This window comes from Shewanella surugensis (genome assembly GCF_023284005.1).
In the GTDB taxonomy this organism is placed as follows: domain Bacteria; phylum Pseudomonadota; class Gammaproteobacteria; order Enterobacterales; family Shewanellaceae; genus Shewanella; species Shewanella surugensis.
Genome location: NZ_JAKIKS010000117.1, coordinates 1 through 17,378 on the forward strand (window position 1 = coordinate 1; position 17,378 = coordinate 17,378).

15 protein-coding genes are annotated in these 17,378 nt (G+C 40.4%); 6 read left to right on the top strand and 9 right to left on the bottom strand.

Annotated features, from left to right (window positions below; genetic code table 11):
• Positions 1 to 167: 167 nt before the first annotated feature.
• Entirely contained in the window at positions 168 to 716 is a 549-nt protein-coding gene (locus L2764_RS21260; protein WP_248942344.1) for a trypsin-like serine peptidase, read from the bottom strand.
• Positions 717 to 871: 155 nt separating this feature from the next.
• The gene (locus L2764_RS21265) at positions 872 to 2,077 is read right to left on the bottom strand and encodes an MFS transporter (protein WP_248942345.1); all 1,206 of its coding nucleotides are present in this window, start codon (positions 2,075 to 2,077) and stop codon (positions 872 to 874) included.
• Between the two features lie 185 nt (positions 2,078 to 2,262).
• Here L2764_RS21265 and L2764_RS21270 point away from each other — a divergent pair, with 185 nt between their 5' ends.
• Positions 2,263 to 3,198, top strand: a complete 936-nt coding sequence (locus L2764_RS21270; protein WP_248942346.1) for a LysR substrate-binding domain-containing protein — start codon at positions 2,263 to 2,265, stop codon at positions 3,196 to 3,198.
• 58 nt (positions 3,199 to 3,256) lie between these two features.
• On the opposite strand, the gene nfuA is transcribed toward L2764_RS21270, so the two are convergent.
• Together nfuA and L2764_RS21280 are read right to left on the bottom strand one after the other, a co-directional pair.
• Positions 3,257 to 3,835 (bottom strand): Fe-S biogenesis protein NfuA, encoded by a 579-nt coding sequence (nfuA, locus tag L2764_RS21275; protein WP_248942347.1) that lies wholly within the window; start codon positions 3,833 to 3,835, stop codon positions 3,257 to 3,259.
• 203 nt (positions 3,836 to 4,038) lie between these two features.
• Positions 4,039 to 4,812 carry a ComFC family protein gene (locus L2764_RS21280; protein ID WP_283107106.1) on the bottom strand — a complete coding sequence of 258 codons (774 nt, stop codon included), beginning with the start codon at positions 4,810 to 4,812 and terminating at the stop codon, positions 4,039 to 4,041.
• 145 nt (positions 4,813 to 4,957) lie between these two features.
• Here L2764_RS21280 and bioH point away from each other — a divergent pair, with 145 nt between their 5' ends.
• Positions 4,958 to 5,728: a pimeloyl-ACP methyl ester esterase BioH gene (gene bioH / locus L2764_RS21285; RefSeq protein WP_248942357.1), complete on the top strand. Its 771-nt coding sequence runs from the start codon at positions 4,958 to 4,960 to the stop codon at positions 5,726 to 5,728.
• A 27-nt stretch (positions 5,729 to 5,755) separates the two neighbouring features.
• On the opposite strand, the gene L2764_RS27870 is transcribed toward bioH, so the two are convergent.
• From L2764_RS27870 to L2764_RS21295, 3 genes are all read right to left on the bottom strand, one after another.
• Positions 5,756 to 5,887: a hypothetical protein gene (locus L2764_RS27870; protein ID WP_283107107.1), complete on the bottom strand. Its 132-nt coding sequence runs from the start codon at positions 5,885 to 5,887 to the stop codon at positions 5,756 to 5,758.
• Between the two features lie 424 nt (positions 5,888 to 6,311).
• Positions 6,312 to 8,309: an LTA synthase family protein gene (locus L2764_RS21290; protein WP_248942348.1), complete on the bottom strand. Its 1,998-nt coding sequence runs from the start codon at positions 8,307 to 8,309 to the stop codon at positions 6,312 to 6,314.
• 48 nt (positions 8,310 to 8,357) lie between these two features.
• Complete coding sequence (locus L2764_RS21295; RefSeq protein ID WP_248942349.1) at positions 8,358 to 10,715, bottom strand: Tex family protein; 2,358 nt, start codon at positions 10,713 to 10,715, stop codon at positions 8,358 to 8,360.
• Between the two features lie 1,075 nt (positions 10,716 to 11,790).
• Between L2764_RS21295 and L2764_RS21300 the strand changes: the two genes are divergently transcribed.
• The 4 genes from L2764_RS21300 to envZ all read left to right on the top strand — a co-directional run bounded on the left by L2764_RS21300 (position 11,791) and on the right by envZ (position 16,243).
• Positions 11,791 to 13,266: an alanine/glycine:cation symporter family protein gene (locus tag L2764_RS21300; protein ID WP_248942350.1), complete on the top strand. Its 1,476-nt coding sequence runs from the start codon at positions 11,791 to 11,793 to the stop codon at positions 13,264 to 13,266.
• 103 nt (positions 13,267 to 13,369) lie between these two features.
• A complete protein-coding gene (gene greB, locus L2764_RS21305; RefSeq protein WP_248942351.1) occupies positions 13,370 to 13,849 on the top strand; it encodes a transcription elongation factor GreB in 480 nt (159 codons plus the stop codon).
• 348 nt (positions 13,850 to 14,197) lie between these two features.
• Positions 14,198 to 14,923, top strand: coding sequence for an osmolarity response regulator transcription factor OmpR (gene ompR / locus L2764_RS21310; protein ID WP_248942352.1), 726 nt, complete (start codon positions 14,198 to 14,200; stop codon positions 14,921 to 14,923).
• Positions 14,924 to 14,926: 3 nt separating this feature from the next.
• Entirely contained in the window at positions 14,927 to 16,243 is a 1,317-nt protein-coding gene (gene envZ, locus L2764_RS21315) for a two-component system sensor histidine kinase EnvZ (protein WP_248942353.1), read from the top strand.
• Positions 16,244 to 16,435: 192 nt separating this feature from the next.
• On the opposite strand, the gene L2764_RS21320 is transcribed toward envZ, so the two are convergent.
• Together L2764_RS21320 and L2764_RS21325 are read right to left on the bottom strand one after the other, a co-directional pair.
• Positions 16,436 to 17,002, bottom strand: a complete 567-nt coding sequence (locus L2764_RS21320) for an imm11 family protein (protein ID WP_248942354.1) — start codon at positions 17,000 to 17,002, stop codon at positions 16,436 to 16,438.
• Between the two features lie 15 nt (positions 17,003 to 17,017).
• The gene (locus L2764_RS21325; RefSeq protein ID WP_248942355.1) at positions 17,018 to 17,233 is read right to left on the bottom strand and encodes a hypothetical protein; all 216 of its coding nucleotides are present in this window, start codon (positions 17,231 to 17,233) and stop codon (positions 17,018 to 17,020) included.
• Between the last annotated feature and the right edge of the window lie 145 nt (positions 17,234 to 17,378).

Here is a 17,378-nt window from a genome sequence, read left to right on the forward strand (position 1 = left end):
ATTGGTTTTTCATTTGAGAACCTTGGCCGATTTTGTGAGAGATTGAAGCTTATAGGCAGCTAACCCTCTTTTCTATACCAAAGTGTGTCGGTTATTATGGCAATCTAAGATGAACTAATGAACTAATGAACTAATGAACTAATGAACTAATTTTTCCATCACCAACATTAAGCGTAAAACCAGGCCCATAACTCAACACTATCGGATTCTACAATCTCATCTGTTAACCCAAACCAACCCGTAAACGCCCCAATATCACCACTCATTGAGCAATCCGTTAGGGTAATTAAGGCATAATCCGCCCATACTGTTGTAAATAAATACTCACTATTAGATCTCGCCTCTGGTAAATATTGCACGGTTTGCGCTTTACAGCTGCCAAAAGGAGCTGTTTTATTCACGTGATCATAAGCGGGGTAAACATAATTCACTTTTAAATCAACAACACAATGAGCTGCAGTCAAGACTTGATTAAGTCCGATCATCGCACCACTACAAGCATAAGTTTTATCATCGTCATCACATAGAGAAATATACACCGCCGCACTTGCTGGGTACTTTGCAGTAAACAGCACCGCTTCTCTGCTTGTATCCTCACCGTCAATAGGATCATCAATGGTAACTGCATAAAGAAATTGAGTATAAATAAGACTCATGACATAAAAAAAGCCAACTAAACCTAGCTTACAACAAACTTGAAATTTAACCCTCTTCATAAGTACCACCTAATTTATCTTCAATCTTTCATTTAAAGAATTCATTAAATGTTACTTCATTAATAAAAGTTAATGTTTGTTACATTGTATCTAAATATGTCATATAGCACAGATGACATATTTTATCAAAATCACTTAACAACATTAATCTCCAATTATTTTTGATTACTCTGTTCCCATAAATAAAGCCCTAAGCTAATCAAGGATATTAACCCCATAATAAAATAAGCCTGCACTACCCCCAAATATTGAGCACTCACTCCCGCGATAATATAAGTAATAAGCCACCAAAAATGAGTTAAAGAAAAGTGAGCAGAGAAAAAAACACTTGTATCTTCATCAGTACAGGCTTGAGTAATTGTTAAACCTGCTGGGGTTTGAATACACGACATCCCTACACCTAAAGCAATACACATTAAAGAGAAACCAAACCATGGCGGCGTCCAAGCTCCCAAAAAAAATGCCAAACAAATAATGAGTAATCCCATTAGATTAAACTGAGAGGGGGAATACCGCTTTAACCATTTCGGGGAGTTGAAGGCAATAAAAATAGAGCCCAACCCTACCAAGCCCATAGCTAATGCTGTTTGGGTGTCATTTCCGGATAAAACATCACGCACATAAACCACAGTATTAACGATCACCATCGCACTGGCGCTAGCCGCGGCTAAATACGCATACCAAAGTGATCTTAGTGAAGGAACTTTTAGATAGCTTTGAATACCGTATTTAATATGACTCCAACTCAATTTTTTGTCTAATGATTGAGTTAACTTCATATTGGGTATGACACATAGAAAAATCAATGCACCAGACAGCAGAAAGCTTATCGAATCAATCCAAAATAAAAATTTAAAACTCACAATACCGAGGAGAAGTGCAGTCAATAATGGACTGAAAATCAATTCCAAGTCATAAGCCTGCCGACTCAATGACAATGCTTTAGTATATTGATCTTTATTCGGCAAAACTTGCGGTAAACTTGATTGAAATAAAGGGGTAAACCCAGCTGAACACGCGTTAATAACAAAAATTAATATATAAATTTCCCAGACTTGTGTCACAAATGGCAGGTAAGCAAACATTAATGCTCTAACAATATCAAGAAAAAACATCACCTTTTGCTTAGGAAGTCGTGAAGCCATAGCGCCAAATAACGGAGCCAGTCCGATATAAGCCAGCATTTTTAATGCAAAAGCAATACTCAATACCATACTCGCATCCTTTCCCGCTAACTGGTAAGCAAATAAAGCTAAACATACTGAACTAATGCCAGTACCCATTAGCGAAATGACTTGAGCACTGAGTAATCGGACGTAATTCTTATTTTTCCACATGGGTAAAGTGATAACTTGATCCATTATTTTCTTCTCATGATGATTATCAATGTAACCAGCCTTTTTAAATAAATAGGCGAATACAACAACAAGGGGGTGTTAAGCATTGTAAAGCCCCACAGTTAATCAGTGAAATTGAATGGATTTATATTCTGTATCAATTACACTAATTAATGTCCGCTTATCACAGTGAAATGATGAATAAATAAATGAATGATATTAATTGGCGAGGTGTCGATTTAAATCTGCTACTCACATTTGATGCAATGATGCGTTTTCATAGTGTCTCAGCCGCTTCAGAATATTTACATTTAGGTCAACCAGCCACCAGCTATAACTTGAAACGTTTAAGGCAATTACTCAACGATCCTCTATTCGAAAGGCAAGGCAATATTATGGTCCCCACTTGCCGCGCAACAGAGATCGCGCCCAAGGTAACCACCATACTCAAACTGATAAAAGAAGAGATATTGCCACAAAACACATTTATCCCCACATCATTTGAAGGAACATTCAGCATTGGTCTAAGTGACTATACGGAACAAATTTTTGGGCCTAACTTATTTGATGAACTCCAAAAAACAGCCCCAAAAGCCAAAATATTATTCAAATCAACTGATAATAATGATGCTAAACAACTCATTGAAAATAATGATATTGACATCGCTGTAGGGGTTTTCTCTCTTCTACCCACTTCACTCATACGCTCTTTTTTATACAGTGAACGGCATGTCTGTATGTTTGACAATCAACAGATGAAAATCACCCTACCTATTTCACGGCAAGAATATTTATCCACACCACAAATCATCATCACTGGAAATAATTCACTAACGACTCCCGTCGACATCACTCTCCAAGAGCAAAAAAAGCAACGCAATGTCGTATTAGGCACGACACGATTTTTAACCGCACGTAATATGCTTTCTGGGCGAAAATTACTGGCGGTGATGGCTGAGTTAGTCGGAAAAACTGAACTCATAGATGATCAGATTACGCTCTGCGCCCCTCCTATTGATATTCCAGACTTTAATATTGACATGATAAGCAAAAAGCGAGATCAAGCTCACCCCAGAATGCGCTGGTTAACTCAGCTAGTCAAAACACAAATACAAATTAAAGTCGCCGATATTAGAAAGCAATAAACACAAAAAAGCCTGCATGGCGCAGGCGCTTATTCAATCACAGACATCACAGCAATTCTTATTGGTAAGAATGCTCACCCGATTGATGATCGGTCACATCCCGAACACCAGAAATTTCACCGGAAAACATCTCTAATAACTGCTTTTCAATACCATCTTTTAAAGTGACATCCACCATAGAGCAACCATTACAGCCGCCGCCAAACTGCAAGACTGCCACCTTATCTTCAGTGACTTCAATCAGGTTAATATTACCGCCATGACTCGCTAGCTGAGGATTTATCTCTGATTCGATGACATACTGAATACGCTCAATCAAAGGGGCGTCTCCAGACACTTTACGCATTTTAGCATTTGGCGCTTTTAACGTTAATTGAGAACCGAGTTGATCAGTTACAAAATCGATACTGGCATCTTCAAGAAAAGGAACACTTTTCTCGTCAACCATGCCCGTAAAGCCGTTAAAAGTTAACTCTGTATCATCAGGCTCAACCGCATCAGGCGGGCAATAAGACACGCCACACTCAGCCTGCGCGGTACCAGGACTAATCACAAACACACGTATATGTGTGCCTTCAGGCTGATCCGCTAGCAATTTAACAAAATGGGCCTGAGCGGTATCAGAAATACTAATCATGAAATATGCTCCGTCAGGATATACCTGAGCGTTTTAGTAAAGAATACACCTATGATACTCCTACTCGCATATTCTGTGTAGTCCCGATTGAGTTCGTCGTCACAATTTTAAGACTGTGTTATATTTTTATTTTTTAAATCCCAACAACGACACTTTGTATGTAATAAATTTAAAATCAATCTATTAGAGTCAAATATTACACATTAATTCAGTAATCCTGGCGCTTCTGCACGCGCCAAACACCAAACTTGTACATGAATATGCTGTTTTTGAAATAAGCTCGCTATCGCATCAACGGTTGTCCCCGTCGTGACGACATCATCAATGAGTGCAATACGTTGTAGATCGAGCGACTCTGCTAATATAAAGGCGTTATTGAGGTTTTGCCTACGATCTTTACCAGAGAGTCCTGCTTGAGGCAGAGTGTTTTTAATGCGAGATAACCCTTCGGTGAACAAAGGAATATTGAGTTTTTTACTCAAAGTATTGGCAATAATCCAAGCCTGATTGAAGCCTCTTTGTCGTAAACGCTTTGAATGTAACGGGACGGGGATCAGTACTTGTAGCATGATTAGCAACCCTTTACTCTCCAATGTTTTAATACGATTGATTAACGCATCGGTTAAACAATCCAAAGCGGAAAATTGTGCTTGGTACTTCATGGCAGCCACAAATGTCCCTAAACCTTGATGATAACTACAGGGAGCCACAACTTTTAATGGCGAAGTCAACAAGCATCCCCCACAAAAATCAGTATCAATGAACATTTTGCGACCACAACCTAAACACACTGGAAAGTGATAAAGACTGAATTCAAAGCAAACAGGGCAAATCCCCTTATCAGGCAGCATTATCCCTTGATGGCACATTAAGCAACGATTAGGTAAAATGGTGGCGAATACGTTTTTCCCTTTGTCTTTTACCCACTTTACATAGCAAGGGATAAAACGTAAGTAACCTACTATCTGCCTGCGCATTTGTTAACTCAATCTTGTTGGTGGTCGTTTTAAAATCATAACGTTTAACAGGTAGCTCTCAGTGGAACACTCAACATTAAATCATCACTCTTTAACCAATAATCCATTGCACTTAACCTCTATCGGACAGGGACAAGATCTGGTGATGCTACATGGTTGGGGGATGAATAGTGCCGTCTTTACACCACTGCAAGAAGCTTTCACACAGTATAGAGTGCACAATGTTGATTTGCCGGGTTTCGGCTTCAGCTCTGTCATCAAAGGCGATATTGATGCTTGGGTCGATGCCATCATTGATATCATCCCAGATAACAGTATTTGGTTAGGTTGGTCCCTAGGCGGCCTAATTGCTTCACGGGCAGCTTGTCGCTATCCAGAAAAAATAAAAGCCTTAATCACTATCGCCTCTTCTCCTTACTTTATGGCGCAAGAAAGCACCGCTCGACAAAGTACCAAGGAAAATACAGGGGAAGTGACACAAAAAAATATTACATGGCCAGGCATGGCACCCCAATTACTCGAGCAATTTCATCACGCCCTGAGCTTAAATTTATCGCGCACCATTAATCAGTTTCTCTCGATCCAAGCCATGGGCAGTCAAAGCGCTAAAAGTGATATCAAACAACTAAAAGCCTTAATCGATGCATGCCCTCAACCCAAAGCCACCGCCCTCACACAAGGGCTTAACATGTTAGCCAGAACCGATTTACGTCAAGACATTACCCGCATAGAGCAACCTTGGTTGAGAATATGGGGCCGTCTCGACGGGCTCGTCCCGCAAGCGATTACCTCCCTAATGCCTCAAAAAGCCTCCATCCAAGATGTGATCATCCCCAAAGCCTCACACGCCCCTTTTATTAGTCATCCACAAGTCTTCATACAAGCAGTACATCTGTGGTTAGATGAGCAGCGTTAAGCCGTGATCAAGATAAACATTAATCCGTCATTCTTTTTGGGTTTGACTGACAGATCCTATACTGCTGTGATCCGATGCGCGCGCTTCATTAGAAAACAGCACGCCTAACACAATGAGAAAAAGACAGCTCAATATAAAACGACGCAATAATACTGACATAAACTCACCTCATACAAAGTGAACAAAGAGATACAGTATAAAATAGCGACCTAAACACGCGCAGATGAAACACAGACATCGAGTAGGAGGCAAACAAAAATCATAGCGAAAAAATAATCATTTGATTTATACCCGTGATACATTAAGAAAAAAACATAGTATCCTTCCCCCCCGTTTCAGGTTAATTGAATAAATACGGGATCCAAAGTAACAACGAAAATAAGATCACTAGCTTTAAAACCTCTCTGACTACCAACTTCATGTTGCATCTCCTATCATTTTTTATATAACCACATTAGTTGAAGAGGCTTTAATCTAAGCTGAATAAAAAAGGGATAGCAACGCTATCCCTTTTATTCATCATTCTAATGATCGCTTTTATACCTCTGATACTTATTGTCTCTTTGATAAGCAATCAGTCAAATTAATGCTCGTGGACAGCATCAGAAGTGGATTTGTCCTCATTAAGCGGGTCAACAGCAGGTGCATCGGCATTAAAATAGCCTTTTTGGTAAGCGAGACTCCCCCATAGTGCCCATGCTAAAGCCGTTTGTTTCATCGCTTTACTTTGCGGCTGCTCTTTCAAGCTTTGCTTAACAGGATCGTACTCAAAACCCTTAGCTTCATGCTCTGGCTGTAAAATCACCACATCATTCCCACGCATATAGGCCATGTTTTTATCATATTGCATTAAGGCGCGACCGGGCCAATCATCACTTACCTTCGTTAAATCTTGCCCCAGCATGGGGTAAGTCGCAGAAATGCCCATCAGAGATAATAAAGTCGGCGCTAAATCAATTTGACTCACAACACGATTATCTTGTTTAGGCACAACGCCCTCACCTAAAATCACCCCAGGGATCCGAAAGCGAGAAATGGGCACTAAACTGGCACCACTGACACGACTATCGTGATCGGCCACAATCAAGAAAATAGTATCTTTCCAGTAATCTGACTTTTTAGCTAATTTGAAAAACTCGCCAATGGCGTAATCAGCATACTTTGCCGCATTATTACGGGTTTGCTTCGGCTGCTCATACAAATCAATACGATCATCGGGAAACTCAAACGGATCATGATTACTGGAGCTAAACACTAAGCTAGCAAAAGGCTTACCCTCTTTATTCAACCGCTCAAACTCACTATTAGCCTTACGCATTAAATCTTCATCAGAGACCCCCCAAGATCCTACAAAAGCGGGAGAATCATAATCAGTTTCATCCACAATATCTTGAAAGCCATTACCCAGAAAAAAGCTACGCATATTATCAAAATAGCTCTCGCCACCATAAATAAACTGCGTGGTATAACCTTGTTTCGAGAGTAGGTCGGCTATGGTAAAGAAATTAGTTTGACTCTTACCCAATTTCACCACCGAGCGAGCAGGTGTTGGCGTAAAACCGGTAGTCACCGCTTCAATGCCCCGAACCGAACGCGTTCCAGTGGCATAAAGATCATTAAAAGACCAACCTTGTTTTGATAAGGCATCAAGATTAGGGGTTAACGGTAAACCACCTAAATTCCCCACAAACTGAGCCCCCAAACTTTCTTCTAAAATGATCACTAAGTTTTTGGGCTTACCCGTATAACTCGCTGCATTATAACTGCGGCTCGGAAAAGCGTTAGAGGTAAAATCACTCAGAGGACGACCACTATCAGCCCGAACCAAGTCAATAATCTTATCTGCATCCATCTTGCCATAAATTTTAGCCGCATCCGCTTCGCTTCTCATTTGATTAATGGCAAAAAATAACGAATAAGAAGAATTAATCACTAAAGAATTCACCAGCGGATCGGTTGAAAATGCCACCATAGCAGGATTTAATGGTCTATGACCCAGCGTCGAACGCGCCCCCGCAAACGTCACCACAATCACAAGTAATGCAATGACGGGTCGCCAAAACCAACGAGGGTAGGACACATTTTTCAGTAAAGCTGCGCTCAAACGCCAACCGAACCACAATGTCACGACCGTTAGCAATAGTGAAAATATCACCTCTATTGGCCGTCCAGCCCATAGCATAGACAGCACTTCTTTAGGGTAAATGAGATATTCAACATAAAGACGATTAGGGCGAATGCCATACTCTTCAATAAAGGCCGGCGTGGATGCTTCAAGAAATACCATTAACCAAAGACCTAAGGTTAACCATATCCGTAAAATGATATTCCATACTCGACCCACTGCATGAGGGCCACTGAAGATCACCGTCCCTAATGCAGCAATACCCCATAACCAACATAACGTTGCCACATCCACTCTCAGTCCCTGGAACAGTAGATTTGACCAACCACCGGCATCCGTCACACGATCAGCTTGCCATATGCCTAAACCGAATCGACTCAGCATCATTATGGCAAGAGCCACTAAACAAAATATTAAAATAGATCGAAAGGGACCTAAATTGAAACCAGCACGCATATAACAACCTCTCAATGAACAACACGTATTCATCTAATCAATAAAAAATTATTTTTTCAATTTAGCGAACGCATCGGCAAAGGCATTGCCCATTGCCGCATTCGTGGGTTGCTTCGCTTTATTCTTTGACGCCTGCTCTTGATTACTGTGACGCTTAGTCTGGGTTTTATGTCGAGACACATCACTTGATTTAGCGGGTTTAGACTTGATCTCCCCCGCTTTATCGTCAAGACGCATACTTAAACTGATCCTTTTGCGATCGGCATCCACTTCCATCACTTTAACTTTCACCACATCACCAGCTTTCACCAAGGTGTGAGGATCACTGACAAATTTATCGGTTAACGAGGAAATATGCACTAACCCATCTTGATGCACCCCCACATCGACAAAAGCACCAAAATTAGTCACATTTGTCACCACCCCTTCAAGGATCATATCAAGCTTAAGGTCATTCACCCCTTGTACGCCTTCTTTGAATGTGGCGGTTTTAAATTCACCTCGAGGATCGCGACCGGGTTTATCTAATTCATACAAAATATCGGTTACCGTTGGCAAACCAAACACATCGGTCATAAAATCTGCAGGCTCAATGCTGGTTAACACATCAGTGTTACCCATTAACGCTTCAAGCGTTTGATTTTTAGCTTGAGCGATAGACTCAACTAAGGCATAGGCTTCAGGATGTACAGCCGAGCTATCGAGTGGATAAGTACCGTTCGATATACGTAAAAAACCTGCGGCCTGTTCAAATGCTTTAGGCCCTAATCGGGGTACCTGAAGTAGGGTTTTACGATCATCAAAACGACCATGCTCATCACGATATTGCACAATATTTCTGGCCAACGTCTTATTTAGCCCTGCCACTTGTGCAAGCAACGCGGGAGACGCCATATTCACATCAACACCCACGGCATTAACGCAGTCTTCAACCACCGCCTCTAACGATAAAGACAACTGACTTTGACTGACATCATGCTGATATTGACCCACACCAATAGCTTTTGCTTCAATTTTAACCAACTCAGCTAATGGATCTTGCAAACGACGAGCAATCGACACCGCACCACGAATAGACACATCTAAATCTGGAAACTCTTCTGCCGCTAATGCTGAGGCCGAATACACTGACGCGCCCGCTTCACTCACCATGATCTTGACCAGTGTTGGAATGTCCGCTTTCAAGGCCGTCATTAATTCACCAGCTAGCTTATCGGTTTCACGAGAAGCCGTGCCATTTCCAATTGCGATTAATTCAACCTTATGCATTTTGACTAAATTAGATAAGGTTCGAATCGATTTGTCCCACTGATTTTGTGGAGCATGAGGAAAAATGGTGCTATGGGCGACACATTTACTGGTTTCATTAACAATGGCAACCTTCACTCCACTGCGTAAACCGGGATCTAATCCTAAAGTCACTTTAGCTCCCGTGGGCGGCGCCATCAATAAATCACCCAAATTACGACTAAAAACCTTAATTGAATCGTTTTCTGCCATTTCACGCATACGGCCAAAAAATTCCGTTTCCATCTGAGGTGAAATTTTAATACGCCAAGTCGCAGTAATAACCGTTTTAAGCCACTGTTCAATGTCACTTGAACCTAAATTAAAGCGTAAATGCTCAGCAATAATGACCACGCAATAACTGCTTCTATTGCTTACGGTTGTCCCCTCTTGCTCAGGATCAACATTTAATGATAAAGACAATGCACCTTCATTACGGCCACGCAGCATAGCCAAAGCACGATGAGAAGGAACCTTGAGTAGTTTTTCAGAATGTTCGAAGTAATCGCGAAATTTAGCCGCTTGCTTATCTTTGCCTTTAATTAACTTACTTTCGATGATCGCGTGCTGACTAATATGGCGGCGAATTTTTTGTAAAAGCTCCGCATCTTCAGCAAAACGTTCCATTAAAATGAAACGCGCACCGTCAAGGACCGTTTTCGTCTCACTAAAACCCGCTTCCTCATTAAGATACTGGGATGCCAACGCTTCGAGGTCCCCTTGCCTATTGGCTAATAAAACCTCGGCTAAAGGCGCTAAACCGGCCTCAAAGGCTATTTGACCTTTAGTCCGTCTTTTAGGCTTATACGGTAAATACAAATCTTCTAAACGGGTTTTACTGTCGGCGCTCTTAATGGCATGACTCAATTCAGCAGTCAGCTTCCCTTGAGTGTCGATACTTGACAATATTACTTCACGTCGTTCATTCAGATCACGTAAATAATGTAACCTACTGTATAAATTGCGTAATTGAGTATCATCCAATCCACCAGTGGCTTCTTTACGATAGCGAGCAACAAAAGGCACAGTCGCGCCACCGTCTAATAATTTAATCGTAGACGTAACTTGCTGTTCCTTAACATTTAGTTCATGAGCAATAATGTGAGCAATGTTTTGCATAAATAAAATCGAGCCTAGATTGAAAAACCGAGATTATGTCCACAATACCACAGCAGATGCTCAAATTTAACCTTCAATCTTAAGCGACTTAAGTGTAACGAAACCAAAATAAATATAAATCGCCTCATTTGCCTTTTATCAGTAAAAGCTTATATTTATCAAAAACAAATACTTATGCAACCCTGAGTAATTATAATGCCATCAATGACAATCAAATATGAAATAATAATATCCCCAAGCGAACATAACATGATGAATGAACAAATAAATAAATAAAGTAATTAAAAAAATTACTAAATGAATAAGCCATTAAGACCTTTTCTCACTCAAAATACATCAGAGTCTTCAACGGCAATTTAAAAGCACCTTCAACGAAAGTTTAAAAGAGTCTTCAATCTAGCAATAACCATCAACAATATCGGTTATTAAAATATTGATAATAAATATACGATCGCGTCATTTTCATATCCAAAATAAAACCAGCGTTGATGAAGCTTTAATAAACGATATATGATTGACAACCTTTATTAAAAAATGAAGTTCTATATATTAAAGTTAAATAGTTAACAACATAAATAATACTAAATAAAATTCACGTTCTCATTAATAACTGCGGTCAATACTCATAATCCACCTCTCAATATTGACTAAAAGAATACACATCTGTGCCAAGCCAAATCAATAGCACATCAACTAGCTAACAATAACGAGGAGTACAATATATCACACAAGTAAAATTAACATTAAAAAAACAAATACACAAAAGTGTTAACCTTTTGTTTGTGTATGCAAAAAATAATGATTAGTCTCTAGATGTATGCTACTTTGCTGTGCTTATTTTTTTATATCATTTAAGCTTCACAATTTTAAATAAGATAAATAAAGAAAGCGTCGAAAAAATATGAATATTTATAGCCAATAAGATGGGCTATACAATCTATTATAAACATGAAGTTTCAATTTTAACGTCATGTTATTGTTTATTAAACATTCATATTTTGTTGATAAATCACATTCAGCCAAATATTAAGCTAGCAATCAAAGCGAATTTAGATTTGTAGTGAGGAATAACAAAATGTTAGACACCGTTGTTAATTTTTTAAACGATCTACTTTGGGGAAAAGTACTTATATATGGGCTAGTTGCTACGGGTCTCTATTTTACCCTCCGTCTCGCCTTTATACAAATTACGCATTTTAAACATTCAGCTCAACTTATGCTGAAGAGCCGCCAAGGGCCAACAAAAGAAGGATTAACCTCTTTCCAAGTCTTCTGTACAAGCATGGCTGCTCGTGTTGGTGCGGGTAATATGGCCGGTGTGGCAGTGGCTATCAGCGCAGCGGGACCCGGTGCTATTTTTTGGATGTGGCTCATTGCGGTATTAGGGATGGCTACCGCAATGATCGAGTCAACTCTCGCCCAAGTGTATAAAGTTCGCGATAAAGATGGACAATTCCGCGGCGGCCCTTCCTATTATATGGAAAAAGGCCTAGGGTTACGCTGGATGGGTGTGCTATTTGCCATTTTCCTTATTATTGCTTTCGGGCTGGTTTTTAATGCTGTTCAAGCCAATACCATCGCTGGCGCCATGAGCACCATATTTGATCTAGCGCCATCGACAGTCGGTATTACCCTCGTTATTTGCAGCGGCTTCATCATTGTTGGTGGGTTGAAAAAAGTCGCCAAAGTCTCTGAAATTATCGTTCCGTTCATGGCGCTTAGTTATATAAGTATCGCGTTTATTGTCGTTATTATGAACATTAGCGAACTTCCCGGTATTTTCATGCTGGTGATAAAAAGTGCCTTTGGCCTCCAAGAAGTCGTCGCAGGCGGTGTGGGTTACGCCATTGCTCAATCCATGCAAGCCGGTATTGCCAGAGGATTATTTTCAAACGAAGCTGGTATGGGCAGCGCCGCCAATATCGCCGCGAGTGCATCGCCAAATCCTAACCATCCCGCCTCACAAGGGTTTATACAAATGATGGGAGTATTTGTTGATACTATCGTCATTTGTACTGCAACCGCAGCCATTATTTTATTGGCCGGAGATGTGAGTGCAGACAGTGATGGTATCGCGATTACCATCCAAGCACTCACAAGCCATGTCGGTAATTGGGGAGGTATTTTCATCGCGTTAGCCATTTTACTATTCTGTTTTACCTCTATTATTGCCAATTATTCTTATGCTGAAACTAACGTGTTATTCTTAACACGCAATAATAAAAAAGCCCTACCACTGTTTAGAATTTGTGTCTTGGGGATGGTCATGTTTGGCGCCGTGGCAAAAATCGGCCTCGTCTGGAATTTGGCCGATCTCTCCATGGGTCTAATGGCAACAGTTAACATTATAGCCTTACTCATGCTGTCTAAATTAGCGATTAAGGTTATTAATGACTACCGCTATCAACTCAAAGCGGGTAAAAGCCCGACCTTCGACAGTAGCCAATTCCCAGAACTTGCTCACCTGAATAATGGCATTTGGACTGGCAATAGGGGTCCAAAGAATGAGACACCAATAGATGACGTTGTATCAGAGCCCACTAAGGCTTAGTCACTCTTTACATTAGACCATTTACCATAAAAATTAAAACCACGCTCAACGAGCGTGGTTTTTTATGCCATGATATAACCAAATAAAAGTATAGAGCATCACTTTGAAAACAAACCTCATCACGCCTGAAGGATTAGAAAAATTAACCAAAGAACTTAACTATTTATGGCGAGAATACCGACCAGAGATCACCCAAAAAGTCACTTGGGCTGCAAGTCTTGGAGATCGTTCAGAAAATGCTGATTACAAAGAAAACAAACGATTATTAAGACAGATTGACAGCCGAGTTCGTTTTTTAAGAAAACGTATCGACGCGTTAAACGTCATTCATCATTCTCATGAACAAAATGGCAAAGTTTTTTTTGGCGCATGGGTTCGAATAGAGAATGATCAGGGTGACACTAAACATTTTAGGATCGTTGGCCCTGATGAAATCTATGGCCGTAAAGATTATATTTCTATTGATTCCCCGATGGCACGCGCGTTACTCAAAAAAGAAGTCGATGATGAAGCCATTGTCGATACCCCCACAGGCATGCAAACTTGGTATGTGAATAACATTACTTATACTAATAATGCCTAGCCCGTCCCACTCACTCAATACGCAAAAGCCAGAGAAATGACTACGCTCGGCGCCCCCTAACCACTTCCCTTAAAAAGGACCAGATGATACAACTCAGAGCCTGATTGAATTTAGTTACAATTTATACTTTCCCATAACAATTAAGTATATTATTAATATTTTCATGGTGTTAATAAGTTTTTTTATCTATAGTGACACACGGTTATGTGAGCCTTTCTTTAACGCTTTATCGCCATCAGTCAAGAAAAACAGCTATATTACAAGGACACGATACCCAAACCACTCAGAGTATAGACTGCACAAATGATAACGCCATCATTCATCACAGCCTAATAAAGGAACTAAAACATGGGACAAGAAACCTCTAAAATACTCATCGTCGATGATGATATGCGATTAAGAGCTTTATTAGAGCGCTATTTAGTGGAACAAGGCTACCAAGTACGCAGTGCAGCGAATGCTGAACAAATGGATAGATTACTGGAACGAGAAAATTTTCATTTGCTGGTACTCGACCTCATGTTACCCGGTGAAGATGGGCTGTCTATCTGTAAGCGATTGCGCCAAACCGATGACCTATTACCAATTGTCATGCTCACAGCAAAAGGCGATGAAGTTGATCGTATCATAGGCCTTGAACTCGGTGCCGATGATTACCTCCCAAAACCCTTTAACCCCAGAGAGTTATTAGCACGTATCAAAGCCGTCATGCGCCGTCGCACCTTAGAAGTGCCGGGTGCCCCCGCTCAAGCAGAAGAAGAAGTGCAATTTGGTGAATTCACACTCAACCTCGCCACCCGAGAAATGTATAAAGAAGGTCAGTCCATTTCACTCACCAGTGGCGAGTTCGCTGTTTTAAAAGTCCTTGTTAATCATCCTAGAGAATCATTATCACGCGATAAACTGATGAACTTGGCTCGTGGTCGAGATTATTCTGCGTTAGAGCGCTCTATCGATGTCCAAGTCTCTCGACTCAGACGTTTAATAGAGAAAGATGCAGCCAACCCTAGATACATACAAACAGTTTGGGGCTTGGGTTATGTGTTTGTCCCTGATGGCAGTGAACGTCACTAAGATATGAAAAAATCTTGGTGGCAACGGCTCATCCCCCATAGCTCATTTAGCCAAACTGTGGTGCTCATTGGTTGTTTATTATTAACCAACCAGATCGTCTCTTATATCTCTGTAGCGGTTTATTTTATTAAGCCTAGTTACCAACAAATCAATCAGTTAATCGCCCGTCAAATTAAATTACTTTTCATTGATGGCGTAGAGGTCGGGCGTGAACACTTGAGTATGGTGGATGCCCTCAATGCAAAAGTACGTGGCGATGGCATTAAAATTTACAACCAAAAACAAGCCCGAGAGGCGGGTGTAGACAAAGCCACTTACTACAGTTATTTTTCATCACAAATGTCTGAATACCTTGGTGGCCAAGCAGAAGTTCGTATTGCTCAAGGAGCAGAGTTTCAAATTTGGATCCGTCCCCCGCAAGCCCCTTCTATTTGGGTAAAAGTGCCTTTAAATGATATCAGTGAACAAAACTTATCCCCATTAACCCTCTATTTAATGGTGATCGGCGCACTAAGTGTGGCTGGTGGTTGGTGGTTTGCTCGTAAACAAAACCTCCCCTTAAAGCGATTGCAAACCTCAGCATTGGCCGTTTCCCGCGGTGAATACCCCGCAGCCTTACCGTTATCAGGCTCAAGCGAAATTATTGCCGTCACTAAATCCTTTAATCAAATGTCATACAGTATGGAACAATTAGAGCATGACAAAGCGCTATTAATGGCGGGCATTTCTCATGATTTACGCACTCCACTCACACGCATACGTTTAGCCTCTGAAATGATCAATGATCAAGATGAATATTTAAAAGAAGGTATCGCCCATGATATCGAAGATATGGATGCCATTATTAATCAATTTATCGATTACATTCGACAAGACCAATCTTCCAACCATGAGCAGGCGCAGATCAATGACTTAATCAAAGATGTGGCAGACTCTGAAGCCAATCGCAGCGGGGTAATGGAAGTCGATTTGGCCCAATTACCCATGATCCCCATACAAACTGTGGCGATCAAACGCGTCATTAGTAATTTTGTTGAAAATGCGTTTCGCTACGGCAATGGCTGGGTAAAAATAAGCTCACAATATAATGGCCAGCAAGTCGGCTTTAGTGTCGAAGATGATGGGCCAGGGATCGACGAAACGCAAATCCCCAAACTGTTTGAACCTTTCACTCAAGGCGATACTGCCCGCGGTAGCATCGGCTCAGGATTGGGACTGGCCATCGTCAGACGTATCGTCGACAGACATCAGGGGAAAGTCGTATTAAGCAACCGCAAAGAAGGTGGGTTGCACGCCCAAGTTTGGCTGCCATTGGAATGATGATTGATGACATTTTTTATCGCCCCCACCAAAACTAAGGGATCCTTAATTAGACCAAGTTACTGAACTAACACTTTTTTAGCAAGAGTAAAAACATGATCTACCACTCAAAAAACAACAAAGCCAAAGAATCATCGATACCTTGGCTTTATCATTAACAATGGAAGAAAAACCGCTTTAGGATTTTGTGATTTACAGCGAAAAATCTTCGGGTTTGTAGAAGGTAAACCCTGTTATATTCTTGGCTTCAAAAGCTTGTTTGACTCTATCGTGAGCGATAATTAAAGGTAGGAAGCTCGTTAAGCGAAACACATACGGCAAAGGCATATCACTGGTGTCGATGAAGGATAATGCATTTATTCGTTTTATATTACCGGGACGTCTTAACACTACATCTGATTTATCATAATCGATAATATCAGCATCACCAATGACATTGATTAAGTTATAATCAGAACAATCCTGATTATCATTAACTCCTTGTAATAACACTGGGAATTCTTGAATATTATTAGCCCCTACTTCGCGTAATGTATCTGATACACGTCTATTTGCTAACAACCCTTTAAATCCAGGTGCAGTAAGATTATCAGATAATGTTCGAAAACCCCCTTCTGGAGAAAGCTCAATTAAAGGGTAACTTCCTGTTATATGAGAAGCACGATTACACTTTAAATTAGAATCAGTTATTACTTTCGGCACGTCATATAAGATTTCTTCATCGTCATTTAGTCTTTCTGTAAACATTATCCAGTACATATTAATTATCCATAATTACAGTTGCGTTATATTTTTCATTCTTTCCAAAGAAAATGCCTTATCATCTTCAGCGTGTTTTCTAAGTAGATAGTTCCATGCCAATATATTTTTATGAATATCAGATGATAACTCATTAAGCTCTTTAACTAATTCTTTCTGATGTCTTTTTTCATCGCTATACTTGGAGCAAGCCTTATCAAATTCAATTTCTATATCTTCTAACAAAGGCATTATTTTTCCATAATAATGATCATTCGTATGATTACCAGGGCGGGATCGCACTTTGTTAACAAAGATTGAATCTGCTGAATTACTGTGATCTAATCGCACCTCACTTTCTGAGAGGTAACCCAATGACCCTGATCGAACACCTTAC